This is a genomic window from Streptococcus hyovaginalis DSM 12219 (genome assembly GCF_000420785.1).
GTDB classification, from domain to species: domain Bacteria; phylum Bacillota; class Bacilli; order Lactobacillales; family Streptococcaceae; genus Streptococcus; species Streptococcus hyovaginalis.
This window is the reverse complement of the sequence record NZ_ATVP01000001.1, coordinates 213,323-231,618: the sequence shown is the minus strand read 5'-3', so window position 1 is coordinate 231,618 and position 18,296 is coordinate 213,323. Positions and strand designations below refer to the sequence as shown.

At 39.4% G+C, this 18,296-nt stretch carries 11 protein-coding genes, 3 tRNA genes, 1 other RNA gene and 1 pseudogene; 3 read left to right on the top strand and 13 right to left on the bottom strand.

Annotated features, from left to right (window positions below; all coding sequences use genetic code 11):
- Positions 1 to 74: 74 nt before the first annotated feature.
- The 4 genes from pyk to ssrA form a co-directional block, all read right to left on the bottom strand.
- The gene (gene pyk / locus G574_RS0101170) at positions 75 to 1,577 is read right to left on the bottom strand and encodes a pyruvate kinase (RefSeq protein WP_029690583.1); all 1,503 of its coding nucleotides are present in this window, start codon (positions 1,575 to 1,577) and stop codon (positions 75 to 77) included.
- Positions 1,578 to 1,651: 74 nt separating this feature from the next.
- Positions 1,652 to 2,662, bottom strand: a complete 1,011-nt coding sequence (gene pfkA / locus G574_RS0101165) for a 6-phosphofructokinase (RefSeq protein ID WP_029690582.1) — start codon at positions 2,660 to 2,662, stop codon at positions 1,652 to 1,654.
- 81 nt (positions 2,663 to 2,743) lie between these two features.
- Positions 2,744 to 5,845 (bottom strand): DNA polymerase III subunit alpha, encoded by a 3,102-nt coding sequence (locus tag G574_RS0101160; protein WP_029690581.1) that lies wholly within the window; start codon positions 5,843 to 5,845, stop codon positions 2,744 to 2,746.
- Positions 5,846 to 5,929: 84 nt separating this feature from the next.
- Positions 5,930 to 6,277: a transfer-messenger RNA gene (gene ssrA, locus G574_RS11195) on the bottom strand.
- Positions 6,278 to 6,354: 77 nt separating this feature from the next.
- Between ssrA and G574_RS0101155 the strand changes: the two genes are divergently transcribed.
- Both G574_RS0101155 and G574_RS0101150 read left to right on the top strand, forming a co-directional pair.
- Positions 6,355 to 6,963 (top strand): TVP38/TMEM64 family protein, encoded by a 609-nt coding sequence (locus tag G574_RS0101155; RefSeq protein WP_029690580.1) that lies wholly within the window; start codon positions 6,355 to 6,357, stop codon positions 6,961 to 6,963.
- Positions 6,964 to 7,083: 120 nt separating this feature from the next.
- The gene (locus G574_RS0101150) at positions 7,084 to 7,710 is read left to right on the top strand and encodes a DUF3862 domain-containing protein (RefSeq protein WP_029690579.1); all 627 of its coding nucleotides are present in this window, start codon (positions 7,084 to 7,086) and stop codon (positions 7,708 to 7,710) included.
- Between the two features lie 585 nt (positions 7,711 to 8,295).
- Here G574_RS0101150 and G574_RS0101145 read toward each other — a convergent pair.
- The 9 genes and pseudogenes from G574_RS0101145 to parE form a co-directional block, all read right to left on the bottom strand.
- Positions 8,296 to 8,367 (bottom strand) — tRNA-Arg (locus G574_RS0101145).
- An 80-nt stretch (positions 8,368 to 8,447) separates the two neighbouring features.
- Positions 8,448 to 9,653 carry a 30S ribosomal protein S1 gene (gene rpsA, locus G574_RS0101140; RefSeq protein WP_029690578.1) on the bottom strand — a complete coding sequence of 402 codons (1,206 nt, stop codon included), beginning with the start codon at positions 9,651 to 9,653 and terminating at the stop codon, positions 8,448 to 8,450.
- A 122-nt stretch (positions 9,654 to 9,775) separates the two neighbouring features.
- Positions 9,776 to 9,847, bottom strand: a tRNA-Gln gene (locus G574_RS0101135).
- A 127-nt stretch (positions 9,848 to 9,974) separates the two neighbouring features.
- Positions 9,975 to 10,055: transfer RNA gene (locus tag G574_RS0101130), tRNA-Tyr, on the bottom strand.
- 58 nt (positions 10,056 to 10,113) lie between these two features.
- Positions 10,114 to 10,344 carry a DUF2969 domain-containing protein gene (locus tag G574_RS0101125; protein ID WP_029690577.1) on the bottom strand — a complete coding sequence of 77 codons (231 nt, stop codon included), beginning with the start codon at positions 10,342 to 10,344 and terminating at the stop codon, positions 10,114 to 10,116.
- 117 nt (positions 10,345 to 10,461) lie between these two features.
- A pseudogene (locus G574_RS0101120) lies at positions 10,462 to 11,487 on the bottom strand (branched-chain amino acid aminotransferase); the annotation flags it as partial.
- A 158-nt stretch (positions 11,488 to 11,645) separates the two neighbouring features.
- Positions 11,646 to 14,105 (bottom strand): DNA topoisomerase IV subunit A, encoded by a 2,460-nt coding sequence (gene parC, locus G574_RS0101115; protein ID WP_029690576.1) that lies wholly within the window; start codon positions 14,103 to 14,105, stop codon positions 11,646 to 11,648.
- 803 nt (positions 14,106 to 14,908) lie between these two features.
- Positions 14,909 to 15,328 (bottom strand): YkvA family protein, encoded by a 420-nt coding sequence (locus G574_RS0101110; protein ID WP_029690575.1) that lies wholly within the window; start codon positions 15,326 to 15,328, stop codon positions 14,909 to 14,911.
- An 87-nt stretch (positions 15,329 to 15,415) separates the two neighbouring features.
- Positions 15,416 to 17,365, bottom strand: a complete 1,950-nt coding sequence (gene parE / locus G574_RS0101105; protein WP_029690574.1) for a DNA topoisomerase IV subunit B — start codon at positions 17,363 to 17,365, stop codon at positions 15,416 to 15,418.
- 124 nt (positions 17,366 to 17,489) lie between these two features.
- On the opposite strand from parE, the gene plsY reads away from it, so the two are divergent.
- Positions 17,490 to 18,128: a glycerol-3-phosphate 1-O-acyltransferase PlsY gene (plsY, locus tag G574_RS0101100; RefSeq protein ID WP_029690573.1), complete on the top strand. Its 639-nt coding sequence runs from the start codon at positions 17,490 to 17,492 to the stop codon at positions 18,126 to 18,128.
- Positions 18,129 to 18,296 lie beyond the last annotated feature (168 nt).

Below are 18,296 nucleotides of genomic sequence, written 5' to 3'. Positions count from 1 at the left end.
TTATACCCCAAAATAAAAAAAAGACCTACCAATCAAAGATCAATCCTTGATATGATAGGCTTTTTAATTAATTCTTATTTTACAGTGCGAATACGCATTGTGTTTGTACCACCTGAACCAACTGGTACACCAGCAACGATAACGATATTGTCACCTGATTGAACAAGTCCAGTTTCAAGAGCTACTTTTTCAGCCAATTCAAACATATCATCTGTTGAACCTGGTTTAGCTGTCAAGACTGGGATAACACCCCAATACATCATCAAAGCACGTTGTACTTTTTCATCAAAAGTAACAGCCAAGATGTCTGCATCTGGACGGAATTTAGAAATGGCGCGAGCTGTATTTCCAGATTCTGTAATGGTAACAACTAATTTGATATCCATTGAGTGTGATGCATCTTTTACAGCTGATGCAACAGCATCTGTTTTGTTGTTACGTGGGAATTTAGAAGAATCTAAACGACCATACTCATTAAGAAGTGTTTGTGCATTTTTATCGATTGTTGCCATTGTGCGAACAGACTCAACAGGGTATTTACCGTTTGCTGATTCTCCTGAAAGCATTGTCGCATCAGTACCATCAATAACAGCGTTGAAGACATCAGATACTTCAGAACGTGTTGCACGTGGTTTGCCAGTCATTGTTTCAAGCATATTAGTTGCTGTGATAACAGCTTTACCCGCAGCATTAACTTTAGTGATGATCATTTTTTGGAAGACTGGAACCATTTCAAACGGTACTTCGATACCCATGTCACCACGAGCGATCATGATACCATCAGCAGCTTCAATGATTTCATCAATATTGTCGATACCTTGTTGGTTTTCAATTTTCGCAAACAATTGAACATGTTCGTTACCAGTTTCTTTACAGATCGCACGAACTTCTTCAACGTCTTTTGCAGTACGTACGAATGAGATAGCGATAAAGTTAAGACCTTGTTCAAGACCAAAACGAATATCAGCGTTATCACGTTCAGCAAGCGCTGGGAAAGGAATTTTAGTGTTAGGGATATTAACACCTTTTTGTTTAGCAATAATACCGTCGTTTTCAACTTCAACAATAAATTCACGTTTTGCAATGTCTTTTTCAAGAACACGCAAACCAAGTTTTCCATCGTCGATAAGAATAGTATTACCAACTGATACTTCATCGTAGATGTCAAGCGCACCTGCCACGTTCAATGCAATAACATCACGAGTTGATTTTTGACCTTGAGCGGTAGCAACACGGATTTGTTCACCTGTTGTGTATGAAAACTCTTTATCATCGCCTTCAAACAATTCTGTACGCATTTCTGGTCCTTTTGTATCAAGAAGGAAACCAACTTTTTGACGTGCTAATTCTTCAGCACGACGTACAGTAGCCATACGAGCACCTTGCTCTTCATGATCACCATGTGAGAAGTTGAAACGGAAAACGTTAGCTCCTGCTTCGATTAACTCAGCAATTTTAGCTGCAGACGTTTCAACATCTAGTTGCTCACTCCAATATCCATCTTCTCCGAAACGTTTACCACCACGGGTTTCAACCGCTGGACCAAGTGTTGCAACAATTTTGACACGTTTATTCATCATGATATATAAAAACTCCCTTTATTTTTGTCGATTACCGACGATTTCTTAATTTATGAGGTACAATACAAAGACTAGTTTGCTAAATCTCTATTTAATTGAGCAAAATCTAGGCGTGCTTTATGTGGATTGTTAACTACAATCTTGTCACCATCAAGGCTAAACAAAGCACCCTCTTCAGCAGTACCAAGAATTGGACTCTCTACTAATTCCTCATTGTGGATACCAACAGCAAGACCACCTTTACCGGCTTTCAATAGCTCAACAGCATGTGCTCCCATCCATGAAGCAAGTACACGGTCACGAGCTGTTGGGGTACCACCACGGAGAAGGTGTCCTAAATTAGTGACACGTAAGTCACTAGTGTCGCCAGCTTCTCTGAGTTTAGCAGCAAACTCATCTCCGCTCATAACACCTTCAGCTAAAACAATAATGTGATGGTTTTTGTTTTTGTTTTCATAGCCATCTTTAATTTTAGCTACAACATCAGCGATATGATATTCTTCTTCAGGGATGATAATCTGATCAGCACCAGAAGCAATACCTGCCCAAAGTGCAATATCTCCAGCATTACGTCCCATTACCTCAACAACGAAAGTACGGTCATGTGAAGCAGAAGTGTCACGGATACGGTCCAATGCTTCAGCAGCTGTGTTGACTGCTGTATCAAAACCGATCGTATAGTCTGTACCAACAATATCGTTATCGATAGTTCCTGGAAGACCAATCGCTGGGAAACCATGTTCTGTTAGGCGCATAGCCCCGTGGTAAGAACCATCTCCACCTACAACGACAACACCTTCAATGCCAAGTTTTTTTAATTGTTCAATACCTTTAAGTTGTCCCTCAAGGGTTGCAAATTCAGGATAGCGGGCAGATTGGAGGAAAGTACCACCACGTGATAGTGTGTTTGACACTGTACCAGCTTCTAGCGGGAAAATATCTCCTGCTACCATGCCGGCATAACCACGGTTAATACCGTAAACTTCCATACCTTCCGCAATTGCTTTACGAGCTACCGCACGAACGGCAGCGTTCATACCAGGAGCGTCACCACCACTAGTTAAAACAGCAATACGTTTCATTTTGCATGTTACTCCTTTTACATTTTTAACTTCTTCATTATAGCATACTAAGGCCTGAAACGGGAGCATTTCCGTCATTATTTAACGAAAAACCGTTTTCATAACATAGTCACGCAACATTTCATCAAGTTCTGAAGTTTTTGAAACAAAATAAGTTTGGCTTTGAAGGGTCTCATGACTATCTTGATAATGCAAAACAACGGGAATATTTCCTGGATACTGTTTTAAAATCCTAGCCACAATTTTATCGTGGTCATGATTTTGTAATTGGATCCAATACTTTTCTGTTGTAGCTTGCTCCAATCCGTTCAAGATCAGTTGTATACGTCCATCTCGTTCCTGTGTTTTACCCATTAAATAATAAATCGCTTCTTCTTTAATTTGACGCGCTAGCTTCTGATAGGTTTCTGGGAAAACTGTCACATCTAGAGAGTGATGCGTATCGGTTATTTTTAAGAAAGCCATTTGCTGACCTGTCTTCGTTCGAATCACGCGAATGCCTGTCACTTGTGCAAGTAGAGTAACATGGACATTCGGTACCAATTGCTCAATTTGGGTAAACGATCGTGAACTGTGCGCCATCAGTTCTTTTAAGGGATGCGGACTTAACCCAACACCGAGAATGGCCATTTCTTGCTGGTACTTTTCGGCATCTGAGTAGTCAGACGCTTCTTGCCAATTATATGATGACTCTGCAAAGAGACTACCTAATTCTTGGACAAATAACATCAAGTGATCGAGATTGGCTTCAACTTTGTGGCGATTGCTCTCAAAATTATCGAACAAGCCTATTTGGATCAAGGGCAAGAGAAGGTCCGTTTTTTGAAACTGCTGTGGTAGACGCGTTAGAAAATCCTCGATTCCTGAAAAAGGACGATTTTCGATGATCCAAAAAGCCATATCTCTCGGAAGTCCCTTAATATTTTTTAAACCAAGATAAATATGTCCTTGCGACAACTTGTCTGTATAAGGAATTTGGTTAATCGTTAATTTGGCTAAGGTAAACCCTGACTCTAAGGCATCTAATAAATAGTCGCCACTAGAATGATTGAGCATGACATCAAAAAAGATAGCGGGATAATGAGCCTTAAAATAAGCTAATTGAAAAGCCAAAGCCGAATAGGCAAAGGCATGACTACGGTTAAAGCCGTAGCCTGCAAATTTTGCCATCATACCAAATAACCGCTCAGCTGTTTCTGGATCACGCCCAAGTTTTTCGGCACCTTGTAAGAAATCAGACGCCATCAGCTGCATATCAGCAGCGTTCTTTTTTGACATGGCCCTCCGTAACAGATCCGCCTTACCCAAAGTAAAGCCTGCAAATACTTGTGCAATCTGCATGACCTGCTCCTGATACAGCATGATCCCATAGGTTGGCTCTAAAATAGGCGCTACTATCGGATCAATCAAATCAACTTTCTCCTTACCATATTTACGCGCAATAAAATTATCAATATAGTCACTGGCACCTGGTCTATTCAGACTAGTAGTCGCTACTACTTCCTCAAATGTTTCAGGTTTGATGCGCTTCAATAAGGATATAGCTCCAGCTTGTTCAAACTGAAAAATCCCCTTGGTTCGACCAGCTGCGAATAAGGCTAGCGTTTTAGGGTCTTCTAAATCAATGGATTCAATCACAAAGTCTTGACCGAGCTCTTTGGACAGCGCTTCTTTCATTTTCTGCACAAAAGTGAGATTTCGCAGTCCTAAAAAATCCATTTTTAGCAAGCCATTGGCTTCCACTGCTCCCGCATCATACTGGGTAATCATCATTTCCTCGCCAGTCTTCAGAGGAATATGATCTGTTAGGAGATCGTCGCTCATAACAACACCTGCGGCATGGATAGATGTCTGTCGCGGATTTCCTTCGATACGTTTAGCAATCGCAAAAGCTCTTTGAAACTCCGGATTACTAGTAATGATTTGCCTAAATGCCAGATTCTTATCGTAAACACTTGTCAAATGATCACGAAAAGAAATCTTCTTGGTGATGGCAGATAACTCATGCTCACTAGCGCCAAAACGTTTAAAAACATCTCGAATAGCCTGTTTGGCACCAAAAGTTGAAAAAGTCACAATTTGAGCAGCATGATCTGAGCCATAACGATCTCTCACATAACGTAAAAAATCACTTCGATAAATATCAGGCAAATCGATATCGATATCGGGCATGCTATAACGTTCAGCATTTAAAAATCGCTCAAATAGCAATTGGTTTTTTATCGGATCAATGCCTGTGATTGATAGGGCATAAGCTACTAGACTACCTGCCGCTGACCCCCGTCCCATTCCCATGTAATAACCACGCTGACGTCCAAAGGCTAAGAGATCCCAAACAATCAAAAAATAATCATCAAATCCCATATCATGGATGATCACCAATTCTTTTTCCAAACGTTTACGATAGACCGGGCTATCAATTCCTTTATCACGTAATCCTTGATAAGTCCTTTCTCGTAACTCAACAACTGCTTCCTTATCTCGATTGAACCGCGGTAATTTGAGGTGTTTATCAAAATGATAAGTAATGTCAGAAATTATCTCTTCAAGATTGCTTAAACTCTCCGGAAAACGCTCCTGAAAAAGAGACGTTAAACTCTGACTGTCCTTTAAAGCTGTTGAACCTTTATCAGGAAGCACATCACTCAACGGCACATTATCTTTAATGGCTGTTAAGACCTGTAAGGTCTCCTTTTCAGAGTCCTCAAAACTATTGACAGGATATAGAGGAATGATCGGTTTGTCATAATCTTTTTGAGGAGAATCTGGATAAACCCCAATGTGATAATCAATGGGAAATGTGATCTTTTCTAACTGCTCATCATACGGAATGATGCAGAGCACTTGATCCAAAAATGGTACAAGCCTTTCCAAATCGCGGTTAGCAGACATGATCTCGGTAGATAGCTTCATCAGATTCCTATAACCTGTGCTATTTAAAGCAAGAAAGCGGCACTCAATCGTACTACCACCATACATCAAAGCTGTCGAAAGCCCTACTAGAGGCTGGATACCATTCTCCTTAGCCTTTTTAATAAAATGATAGGCACTATACAAATGATCGCGATCCATTATCCCTAAAGAACGGTAACCGAGCTCTTTACCACGGGAAATATAGGTATCAATGTCTATTAAACTTTCCATGAACGTGTAAACCGTCTTTGTTTCTAATGGTACAAACATAATCTTCTCCCGAGACTCAGCGTAATCAAACTAACTTAAGAAAAAAGTAATAAAAGAAAACCCCTATCATCTCTGATAAGGGAATAATGGAGCCGGTGGGAGTCGAACCCACGTCCAAACACCTGCCATCATATTCGTCTACAACTATAGGCTATGCCTTCATTTAACTCAGTATCGACACATAGCTCAACCCTATACTAAGCGAGTCTATTCATCTCTTTTTAAGTAGCTAGACAATACTTAAACGTAGCTTGCTAAAATAAAACTTCACTCAAAACACAAGCCATTTCAAGGAAGTCACACCCGCTGGTTTTTAGGCAGCTAAAGCGTAAGAAGTGTTATTTTTTGCAGTTATATTTAACTGACGTTTTACATCCGCACGATGAGTCGCAGAATATGCCACATAATGCCTGTCGAATCCGTAACGACCCCAAACAAAAGTGATAATAATAGTATATCAGATGTGATTTCAAATAGCAAAAAAAAGTCCATTGTGGTATGATTAAGCTATGGAAATGAAATATAGCAAACGCTACCTACTATTACAAAAACTCATTCGGTTTTTAGGAATATTATTAGTAATAGCAACTGGATTATTGATCATCTGGCTTTACCGAATTGGTATTTTAAATGACAGCAATATGCTAAAAGCTGTTGTTGTCAAATACGAGGTCCTAGGACCTTTGATTTTTATTGTTGTACAAATTATCCAAGTGGTATTCCCCGTTATTCCTGGAGGGGTCACGACGGTTGTTGGCTTTCTAGTCTTTGGCTGGTGGCGTGGCTTTATCTATAACTACATTGGTATTATTATCGGTAGCTTTATTTTATTTCTATTAGTCAAAAAATTCGGACGCAAATTCATCTTACTTTTTGTTAAAGAGGACACCTTTTACTCTTACGAAAAACGTCTAGAAAGTAAGGGCTTTGAGAATTTCTTCATCCTCAGCATGGCTGCTCCATTTGCCCCAGCAGACGTCATGGTTATGATAACCGCTTTAACGAATATGAGTGTCAAACGCTTCTTACTAATCATTATGTTAGCCAAACCCTTCTCCATTGTAGCTTATAGTGCTATCTTGATCTACGGTGGTGACTGGGCGCAAAAATGGTTTTAAATGATAATCTAATCCTGAGTAACAATACTTGGGATTTTTTGATACCAGTTGATTTCCAACATATCATAGATAAAACTTGTGTTATAATATTATCAAGTAACACATCAAAGAGGAAGACTTATGATTACAAAACGACTATTGCCAATCACTTTACTTGGTCTCACATTATTAACATTATCAGCTTGTTCATCTAAAGGACAAGAGACTAAGACACCAGCTAAGAAAGAAATAACCACACTCCAATCCGAAACAGGCCCCCTACAAAATCCTAACATTCGTTTGAAGTTTAATGAAATCAAGACAGGATCAGCAGAAAATAACTTCAAAGGAGGCTCTACCCTAGAAGAGCTAAAAGCACTCTATGGTGAGCCAAGCTCGCATACAACAAAACCTGCAGGTGATGTTACGCTTGATGTCTATAGTTGGGACATTGAAGAAGCCAAAGTTAATGCACAACTTTATGAAAACAGCACTATTGCCAGAGCCATTTCTAATTTCTCATTTGATCGTAAACAAACGATCACTAAAAAAATCTTTGACGACAAGATCCATAAAGATATGACATTCACTCAGGCTACTGAAGCTCTCGGACAGCCAGATGTCATGTCAGAAGCTGTCTCTTCTGATGGCGAAATCATTCAAGCACTATGGTCCAGTAACCTCCAAGGGAAAAATCAAGTAAGACAAATTGAATTAATTTTTACCAATCAAAAATTAACCGACATGAAACAAACCGGATTAGAATAAGTTGAGTACTCATCAAATAGGTTGAATCGGAAAGCACATATCACATATAAAAAAACGAGCAAACAGTATTGGATATCCGTTTTCTCGCTTTTTTATATTCTTTAAATTATCGATGACCTGTACAATAAAAAACTTATAATACCTTATTTATAGGTCATTATCACAAATCAACATAATTGAAATCCCCAACACTATGATGGTATCCTTGGGTCATTGCATGATTTAAGAAGCTACACAATGGCCAGGTAAACTTTTTTAAGTTTGTATCACCTACATCAATGAATGTCGTATAAAAATGGCCTAACCTATCGGAAACAATAGTATTTTTGAGGCCTAAAGAAAATAGAATACCAAAGTTATATCCTTATCATTATCGCTAAGAACTCAAAGTGATACAGAATAAAAGCAGAAAAACCCTCTATCTGGCTCATTTCAGACAATCTATAAACAACGATACTCAACTTGTCAGTGCACTCTTACACGAAGACATAAAATCTATAAAATTTTAATAAAGCTGGGAAGGCTTCTTAATCTTGTTGAAAAAATAATACCCTCTTTTATTAAGAAAAGGGGCATTAGCTATTATCCACCTTGAGGGAATCGAACCCCCATCTCAAGAACCGGAATCTTACGTGATATCCATTACACTAAAGGTGGTTAGCTAGAGTCATATCTTATAATATAATGACTCTAGAGAATAAAAAGCCTGCTAGGCAAGCTTTTTATGTTTGTTTCTATTACAATTCAATATCACCGAAAAGATCAGCTATTGAGAAACCAGTTTGAGTTTCTGGCAACTCATAGTCACGTTTCGCTTCACGTTTTGGACGACGTGGACGTGATTGACGTTTTTCACTGTTATTTTCACCTTCAGCTTGTGCTGGACGCTCTTCAAGAGCTTTAATTGAAAGTGATACACGTTCTGCTGAAGAATCAACTTCAAGAACTTTAACAGTAACGTCTTGACCTACAGAAAGAACATCTTTTGGATTTTCAACACGTTTGTGTGAAATTTGTGAAATGTGAACAAGGCCATCAATACCTGGAAGCACTTCAACAAAAGCTCCAAAGTCTGTAAGACGTTTCACTTTACCTTCGATAACATCACCTTTAGCCAATTTTTGGTCTACACCATCCCATGGTCCAGGTGTAGTTGCTTTAAGTGAAAGTGACACACGTCCTGCTTCTTCGTCGATAGAAAGAACTTTAACTTCTACTTCATCACCAACTGAAACAACTGATTTAGGTGAAACGTTACGTTCATGAGAAAGTTCAGTAACGTGTACAAGTCCGTCAACACCACCGAGGTCAACGAAAGCTCCAAAGCTAGTCAAACGAGCTACTTTACCAGTAACAACTGATCCTTCTTCAATGTTTGAGAAGACTTCTTTACGCGCTTCTGCAGCTTCTGCTTCAACAACATCACGACGTGACAAGATGAAACGATTTTCAGCTGGATCAACTTCTTTGATTTTTGCATCAAACTCTTGACCAACGAATTGTTCAGTGTTACGAACAAAGCGCGTATCGATCATTGATGCTGGAATAAAGCCACGAAGACCTTCGAATTCCACTGAAAGGCCACCTTTTACAGCACGTGTGCCTTTAACAGTAACAACTTCATCTTCACGTCCAACAAGTTTGTCCCATGCTTTGCGAGCTTCTAAACGTTTTTTAGATACTAGGAAAGTTACTGTATCAGTATCTTTACCAACTACTTGACGAAGAACAAGCACTTCAAGTGTTTCGCCAGCTTTAACAAGGTCGTTGATGTCAGCGTCACGATCGTTTGTCAACTCACGAAGAGTAAGAACAGCTTCAACACCTGTTCCTTCAATGACAAGGTTTGCTTGCTCATTATCAACTGTTAAAACTTCTGCAGTGACAACGTCACCAGGGTTAACTTCGCTAACACTGTTTAGCAAATCTTCAAATTCATTCATTCTAAAAAATCCTCCAACAAAAGCCAGCCTATTCTGACTCTTGATACCAATATATTTTCTCAAGGTAACTCGCAAGGGCACAACTGATCGCTAAGACAATTAGGCTTTGCCACATACCATGACTGGGGTAGCTGGATTCGAACCAACGCATGAGGGAGTCAAAGTCCCTTGCCTTACCGCTTGGCTATACCCCAATTGAATAACTGAATAGAACACAAACCAAAATCCTAGTAAAAAGATAAACTTCCTTGTGTGTTGGGCACACTTCGTCAATTTCCTATTTTCATACGGATTTCTTAACGTCCTTTGTATCCTATCTCATGGAGAGAGAGGGATTCGAACCCCCGAACCCGAAGGAGCGGATTTACAGTCCGCCGCGTTTAGCCACTTCGCTATCTCTCCAAACAACAAAAACTATTCTATCATAGTTTTTGTTAGGCTGCAAGAGGTTTACCTACTTTTAATTGTTTAAATTATAATTAGCGATGATGACTTGTACTGCGCTATCTAGAGTTTTATGAAACTCTGTCACTGTTTCTTTTTCAACAATGGCAAAACGATTATCTAATTCAGCAATCTCTCCAATTATTTTTTTCCCAGCTTGCAACTGATAGCCATCTACTTTTTGGTTGTTTACAATTACTTGTGCATCGCTAACTTGAATTTCTATTTTTTTATCTTTTTTACTCATTTCAATCACAGAATAGGTTTTAGCCTTAACGTCAAAAACCATATTTTCTCCTTATCTTACTAGAAAGTATTTTACCGAAAAATAAAAGAGCTTGCAAGAGTGCAAGCTTCGTTCTTATCATTCCACTTTAACAATCCATCCTTCTGGCGCCTCAACATCTCCAAATTGAATGCCTACCAGTTCATCGTACAATTTTTTAGTTACTGGACCAACTTCAGTTTCACTATAAAAGACATGTAACTTCCCACGATATTCAATGCCACCAATTGGTGAAATTACCGCAGCTGTTCCACAAGCGCCAGCTTCAACAAAGCGATCAAGATTATCGATAGGAACGTCACCTTCGATTGCTTTCATACCAAGGCGTGTTTCAGCGAGTTCTAATAACGAATATTTCGTAATTGATGGCAAAATTGATGGACTCAACGGCGTGACAAACTCGTTATCTGCAGTGATACCAAAGAAATTTGCTGCACCAACTTCCTCAATTTTTGAATGAGTAGCAGGATCAAGGTAGATAACGTCAGAAAAACCTGCTGCTTTTGCTTTCTTTCCTGGGAGAAGACTGGCAGCATAGTTACCACCGACTTTAGCAGCTCCAGTCCCATAAGGGGCTGCACGGTCAAAATCTTCTGATACGATGAAATTAGTTGGTGTGAGTCCTCCCTTAAAGTATGAGCCCACTGGCATCGCAAATACCACAAAAATATACTCATTGGCAGGATGTACACCAATGACATCACCGACACCAATTAGTAATGGACGTAAATAAAGTGTACCGCCTGTTCCATAAGGTGGCACATACTCATGATTTGCTTTTACTACTGCTTTACAAGCCTCAACAAACTTATCAGTAGGTACTTGTGGCATCAGTAGTCGAGCCGCAGTATTTTGCAAACGTTCAGCATTTTTATCCGGTCTAAATAATTGAATGCTTCCATCCTTTGTACGGTAGGCTTTCAACCCCTCAAAAGCCTGCTGTCCATAGTGGAGAGCTGGTGAGCTTTCCGAAAGAGTCAATGTAGCATTTTCCGTTAATTCACCCTTATCCCATTTACCATCTTTAAAGTATGAAACATAACGATAAGGTAATTTGTGATATGAAAACCCAAGGTTTTCCCAATCTAGTTCAACTGCCATTAGCGACCTCTTTTCTTTAAAAGTTGTTGTCTAGTATAGCTCATTTTATTATTGTTTTCAATAGTTTTTTGTAAAATTCTGACAATTCTTTTGTTTAAAAAGAAAAATTCAGAAAAGATCCAAATTTTTCTTTCACTTTATCACCTTACTGGCCAGTTTTATCAAACCATTTTTGCTGATAAAACACCTTGTTCTGAAATAGTTTCAGATACAAAGGAACCATTGCTCGTTCTTTCTGAAAGAGGCAAAGCCACTAAATCGATTTCTCTTATCTCCCCTGTATCTGACATAATTTCTAGCGTAACTTGCTCATTTTCAACAGGTGCTGAAAAGAGGTCCATTTCTCCTCCGATATTTTCATCTGACGTATAGATAGGTCCTGCTTGGAAAACACGGTGCGGCTTAGATTTTAATTCTCTAAGAACTTGTAATCCACGGCCAGCGCGCTTGCTCACTGGAATATCAGATGTCTTCATTCGCTTAAGACTTCCTCTTTGCGTTAGAAGATAGAAGCTCGAACTATTGGAAAGAAAGACACTCTGAACATGGTCGTCAGCTTTCAGATTAATTGCCTTTACACCAGCGGCTTTAGGCCCAACAATCGGAACATCATCTACACTAAATTGGAGGGCATAACCTTTATGTGTGACTACCATGATACTTTCTAAGGTGATTGGTTGCACTGCGACAACCTTGTCCGTCTCACTTTTTAGCTTAGCGAATTTAACCGATTTTGTGCGATAAGTTCGCCAAGGGGATAAGTCCTTACGCTCAAAACGTTTGATTTGCCCTTCTTGGGTAGCTGCCATATAAGTCCCTGAATCAAAATTATCTAGAATTTCGGCATAGAGCACTTCTTCATCATTATGAATGTTAGTAATATTTTGAGAAAGATGCTCGCCAATATCCTTCCAACGAATATCTGGTAACTCATGGACTGGACGATATATGACATTCCCCTTATTAGTAAACAGCAAGAGATGCTGGGTGGTCTTGGCCTGGGTATAAAAAATTAAGTCATCATCGTCACGCTTCCCTAGTTCATCAACTGTTGAAGCATTGAATGAGCGTGGGCTGGTGCGTTTGATATACCCACCACGTGTAACACTGACAAAGCTTTCTTCTTCAACGATCAGACTAGCCGTATCGATTTCAATAGCGACAGCTTGGGCTTCAAGGTCAGAACGACGAGGGTTACCAAATTGCTTTTTAATCTCACGAAGCTCACGTTTCATAACGTTGTACATGGTACGCTCATCACCGATAATGGCAGATAAAGTAGCAATCAAGTCACGCAATTCAGCTTCCTCATTTTGCAAGGTCACAATATCCGTGTTGGTCAAACGATAGAGTTGTAGTGTCACAATTGCTTCTGCCTGTTCTTCTGAAAAGTCGTAAGATACTTTTAAATTTTCTTTGGCGTCAGTCTTATTTTCCGAAGCACGGATAAGGGCGATCACGTCATCTAAGATAGATATAACACGTATTAGTCCTTCTACAATATGAAGGCGTTTTTCCGCCTTGTCCTTATCAAACTGAGAACGCGCAACAATCACATCACGACGGTGAGCGATGTAGCTGGATAAGATTTTTTGAAGACCAACTTGTTTTGGTGTGTAATGGTCAATAGCCACCATGTTGAAGTTATAATTGACCTGCAAATCTGTGTACTTGAAGAGGTAATTTAGAATGGTTTGCGTATCGGCGTCTTTCTTGAGCTCGATAGCAATGCGCAAGCCCTCGCGGTCAGACTCATCACGCACTTCTGCAATGCCAGGAACTTTATTATTGACACGGACGTCATCAATTTTCTTGACCAAAACTGCCTTATTGATTTCGTAAGGAATTTCAGTAATAATGATTTGTTCCTTGCCACCACGAAGGGATTCAATTTCCGTGCGTGAACGAACAACGACGCGTCCTTTACCAGTTTCATAAGCCTTTCGGATTTCATCCTTGCCTTGGATAATCGCTCCTGTTGGAAAATCTGGCCCAGGCAGGAATTCCATCAATTTATCCAATTTAGCAGAAGGATGGTCAATCATATAGACAACAGCATCAATGACTTCAGCTAAATTATGAGGTGGAATATCTGTTGCATAACCCGCGGAAATCCCTGTTGCACCATTGACCAAAAGGTTTGGAAAGGCTGCTGGTAGGACCGTAGGTTCTTTTTCAGTGTCATCAAAGTTCCAGGCCCAAGGGACTGTTTTTTTCTCGATATCACGTAAGAGATGACCAGCAATCTCGGATAGTCTAGCTTCTGTATAACGCATAGCCGCAGGTGGATCACCGTCCATAGAACCGTTGTTACCATGCATTTCTACTAAGATCTCACGGTTTTTCCAGTCCTGAGACATACGGACCATGGCATCATAAATAGAACTATCTCCGTGAGGATGATAGTTCCCCATGATATTACCGACAGACTTAGCCGATTTACGAAAACCTTTATCAAAGGTATTGCCATCTTTATTCATAGAATAAAGAATACGGCGTTGGACGGGTTTCAAGCCATCACGAATGTCTGGCAAGGCCCGCTCTTGAATGATGTATTTGGAGTAACGACCAAAGCGCTCTCCCATGATATCCTCGAGGGACATATTTTGAATATTTGACATAGGATATTAAGCCCGTAAAAGGCAAAGTAAAAATAGGAAATCGGTAGAAAATCCTGATTTTCTCGACGATTTATCTTTTTTACACAGCCTTTAGGGCGGATTCAACTCCTTTCATTGTATGTAGAAGGGATTTTGACACAGTCCGTAGCCCGCGTTTCGTTATCTCAAGATACAAAGGGACGATTCGGCTTGCCGAAAAACTCCGTATGAAATAGAAAATCAATCGGCGATGTAAAACATCTAGAGAAATATATCTTTTTCACTAGGAATTTAGTCCCACGTTCAATAAAACCACCTGAACATTCCTTTCTTTGTTCCTTATTAAAAATTTTAATTTTTTGTTACTTTACTAGTAGGCAACCAATAATAACCATTTCCAACTTAAACAGTCGTTAGAGCCAATTCAACTCCTTTTATTGTGTATAGAAAGGAGTTTGGCGCTATCCATAGCCCACGTTTAGTTAGAATACTAACTGACTTATCCTCTCTTTATTCTTGAGTGAAAGTTTTGTTTTCTATCAGAGTTTTTTGTTTACAGTATTAATCCTAATGACTAAGTGAGAATCAATTTGAAAAATCACTAGGAAATCTTAATTTCCCAATTTTTATTTTTAGAGTATCTTTTACTCCTTCCACAATCTTAAAAGGAATTGTGACACAATTTGTTATTCACAGTTTACTAAAACAAACTACTGAAAATCTTAAGAGGACGAAAGAAAAGGCCTTGGCATCGCCTACTCTTCCAAAGTAATCCGCATACCCTATCTTCTTTTCACTTCAAGAAAGACTTAATCTCTTAGGAGCTAACTTTTCAGTTGCTGTTGCTTTCGCTCTTTCTGCCATTGTCGGTAGTCTTCAACATCTTTATTAACCAACTTCCAGCAAGTAGCAACGACAAGAGCATCGTCTATTTGACCTAAAACAGGAATCCAGTCTGGAATAACGTCAATTGGAGATAGAAAATAGATGAGAGCACTGACGATAGCTAACATGGTTCTGCGAGGCACACGTGTGTAATCTTTTTTCCAGTAACTACGAACCATACTGATTAAAATAGGGATCATCTTCAATTCTTGACGAACAAATGGAATCCATTTTATCTTCTTTTCTAGTTTTTCAAGAAATGGTTCCATTTTAGCATCATCCCTTAATAATTGATCGGCCTTTTGATAACGGCTTTGTAATTCTACCATCGCTTGTTTTTTATCAAAATGTCTTTTCATTATGTAACCTCTTATTCTACCATTGTTCCATCAATGGTAGAGTTCATATCTTGTTCCGGATCATATTTATCAGTAACAGTGATCATCTTAGAAAACGGTATTTTCTTCTAAGGTGAACTTAACGTTATCTTCAATCCATTGCCTGCGTGGCGCAGCCTTGTCTCCCATGAGAACTGATACGCGACGCTCAGCACGCGCTAAATCGTCAATTGTCACTTTGATAAGGGTACGGGATTCTGGATTCATAGTTGTTTCCCAAAGCTGATCCGCATTCATTTCCCCAAGACCTTTATAACGTTGGAGAATGGAGCCTTTGCCAAACCTTTTGCGCAATTCTTCTAATTCACCATCACTCCAAGCATACTCAACGATTTCTTTTTTCCCTTTGCCTTTTGACATTTTATAAAGCGGTGGAAGGGCAATGAAGACATGCCCTGCTTCTACTAAGGGTCTCATATAGCGATAGAAAAACGTTAAGAGCAAGGTCTGAATGTGGGCTCCATCAGTGTCAGCATCGGTCATGATGATAATTTTATCATAGTTGATATCATCTAAGTTAAAGTCAGCTCCTACACCTGCGCCAATGGTATGAATCATAGTATTGATTTCTTCATTCTTAAGGATATCTGTCATTTTGGCTTTTTCTGTATTCAATACCTTACCACGGAGCGGTAAAATAGCTTGAAACTTTCGGTCACGCCCCTGCTTAGCTGATCCGCCGGCAGAATCTCCTTCGACTAAATACAGCTCGTTTTTCTTAGCATTTTTAGATTGGGCTGGAGTTAACTTCCCTGATAACAGTCCCTTGTCCTTTTTATTCTTTTTACCATTTCGGCTTTCATCACGAGCTTTCCGAGCAGCTTCACGCGCATCACGAGCTCGAATAGCTTTACGAACAAGATTTGAAGCAACTTCGCCGTTTTCAAGGAGGAAATAAGTCAGTTTTTCAGAGACAATACCATCAACGACTGGTCTTGCTAAAGGTGAACCAAGTTTGTCCTTGGTTTGCCCTTCAAACTGTAAGTGTTCTTCAGGAACCAAAATAGACAGAACTGCTGAAAGACCTTCCCGATAGTCAGAGCCTTCGAGGTTTTTATCTTTTTCTTTCAGTAAACCTGTTTTACGAGCATAATCATTCATAGCCTTAGTAATTGCTGACTTTAAGCCCGTTTCATGTGTCCCACCATCTTTAGTGCGGACATTATTGACAAAAGAAAGAATATTATCCGAAAAGCCATCATTATACTGCATGGCGATATCAACTTGAAAGTCTTGGTCGCTCCCCTCAATTGAAATGATTGGTGTCAAGGTTTCCTTATCTTCATTAAGGTAAGTTACAAAATCTTGGACACCATTTTCGTAATGGAACTCTTCGTGAATCTCTTCTTCTGGACGAAGGTCTGTCAGAGTCATGGTGACATTCTTTAAAAGAAAGGCTGACTCTTTCAAGCGATCAGATATGGTATTAAAACGAAAATCTGTCGTTGAAAAAATAGTAGCATCCGGCATAAAGGTAACAGTTGTTCCCGTCTTAGACTTAGGTGCTGTACCAACTTTTTTCAATGTTGTAACGGGCTTTCCACCATCCTCAAAACGTTGCTTGTAAATGGCACCATCACGGGTAATTTCAACTTCTAGCCAAGAAGACAGAGCATTAACAACGGAAGAGCCGACCCCATGTAAACCACCTGAAGTTTTGTAGCCACCTTGTCCAAACTTACCACCAGCATGGAGAACCGTAAAAATAACTTGAACTGTTGGAATCCCCATAGCGTGTTTTCCCGTCGGCATACCACGACCATTGTCGGCGACACTAACGGAACCATCTTTATTCAGTGTTACTGAAATGCTTTCTCCAAAACCTGACAGAGCTTCATCAACAGCATTATCAACGATTTCCCAGACCAAGTGATGGAGACCTGTCGCATCGGTTGAGCCAATATACATACCTGGACGTTTTCGAACGGCATCTAAACCTTCTAAAACTTGAATAGCATCATCACCGTAATTATTTATATTAATTTCTTTTTTAGCCAAAATAGCCTCCAAATAGTTTCATCTTTCCTATATTACAAGTTTTCCAAAAATTTTGCAAAAAAATTTAAAGTATTAATATTAAAAATACGTTTGTTCGTTTTAGTTGCTATGCTATAATAGTTGTATGAAAACAATTTTACTCGTATTAATCGCTTATTTGCTTGGCTCTATTCCTACTGGGCTTTGGATTGGTAAATATATTTACCATATTAATTTGCGTGATTTTGGTTCTGGTAATATGGGAACTACCAACACATTCCGCATTTTGGGCCAAAAAGCTGGTCTAGTAACACTAGCTGTCGATCTACTGAAGGGAACTTTAGCCGTCCTTATAGCTGTTTGGTGCCATAGTTCTATCTCACCTTTGCTTGTTGGATTCTTTGCCATCATCGGTCATACCTACCCAGTCTTTGCACAATTCAAAGGGGGCAAGGCGGTGGCAACTAGTGCAGGCGTCTTGTTAGGATTCGCTCCCTTATTTTTAACCTATTTGTTCGTCCTATTTGTGATTACCCTTTTTCTCTCGAGCATGATTTCGTTCACTAGTATCACGGTATCTATCATTGCTGCTCTGAGTGTTTTGCTTTTTCCAGCTTTTGATATCATTTTGACAGGTTATGATCTTTTATTTACCATCGTCGTCTTAGCTATGGCAGCTGTGATTGTCTTAAGACATCAAGATAACATCAAGCGGATTAAAGCCAAAAAAGAAAATATCGTGCCGTTTGGTTTAAATCTTACCAAACAGCATCCCAAATCATAGTAAACACCAAAATTATGGTGTTTTTTTTGACATCCAAAAAGAGCAACTTTTGCAAGCTACTCTAGAGAAACTAGGTTTAAATTCAAGATCACGATTGTTAGAGGAGTGGAAAGATCTGATCATGGAAATCAGGGGATAAAAAATTCAGTACCCTCTTTGCAGTAGGGT

Excerpts from the sequence above, each read along its gene's own strand:
- pyk (WP_029690583.1), bottom strand. The coding sequence starts at position 1,577 with ATGAATAAACGTGTCAAAATTGTTGCAACACTTGGTCCAGCGGTTGAA.
- pfkA (WP_029690582.1), bottom strand. The coding sequence starts at position 2,662 with ATGAAACGTATTGCTGTTTTAACTAGTGGTGGTGACGCTCCTGGTATG.
- G574_RS0101160 (WP_029690581.1), bottom strand. The coding sequence starts at position 5,845 with ATGTTTGTACCATTAGAAACAAAGACGGTTTACACGTTCATGGAAAGT.
- G574_RS0101155 (WP_029690580.1), top strand. The coding sequence starts at position 6,355 with ATGGAAATGAAATATAGCAAACGCTACCTACTATTACAAAAACTCATT.
- G574_RS0101150 (WP_029690579.1), top strand. The coding sequence starts at position 7,084 with ATGATTACAAAACGACTATTGCCAATCACTTTACTTGGTCTCACATTA.
- rpsA (WP_029690578.1), bottom strand. The coding sequence starts at position 9,653 with ATGAATGAATTTGAAGATTTGCTAAACAGTGTTAGCGAAGTTAACCCT.
- G574_RS0101125 (WP_029690577.1), bottom strand. The coding sequence starts at position 10,344 with ATGAGTAAAAAAGATAAAAAAATAGAAATTCAAGTTAGCGATGCACAA.
- parC (WP_029690576.1), bottom strand. The coding sequence starts at position 14,105 with ATGTCAAATATTCAAAATATGTCCCTCGAGGATATCATGGGAGAGCGC.
- G574_RS0101110 (WP_029690575.1), bottom strand. The coding sequence starts at position 15,328 with ATGAAAAGACATTTTGATAAAAAACAAGCGATGGTAGAATTACAAAGC.
- plsY (WP_029690573.1), top strand. The coding sequence starts at position 17,490 with ATGAAAACAATTTTACTCGTATTAATCGCTTATTTGCTTGGCTCTATT.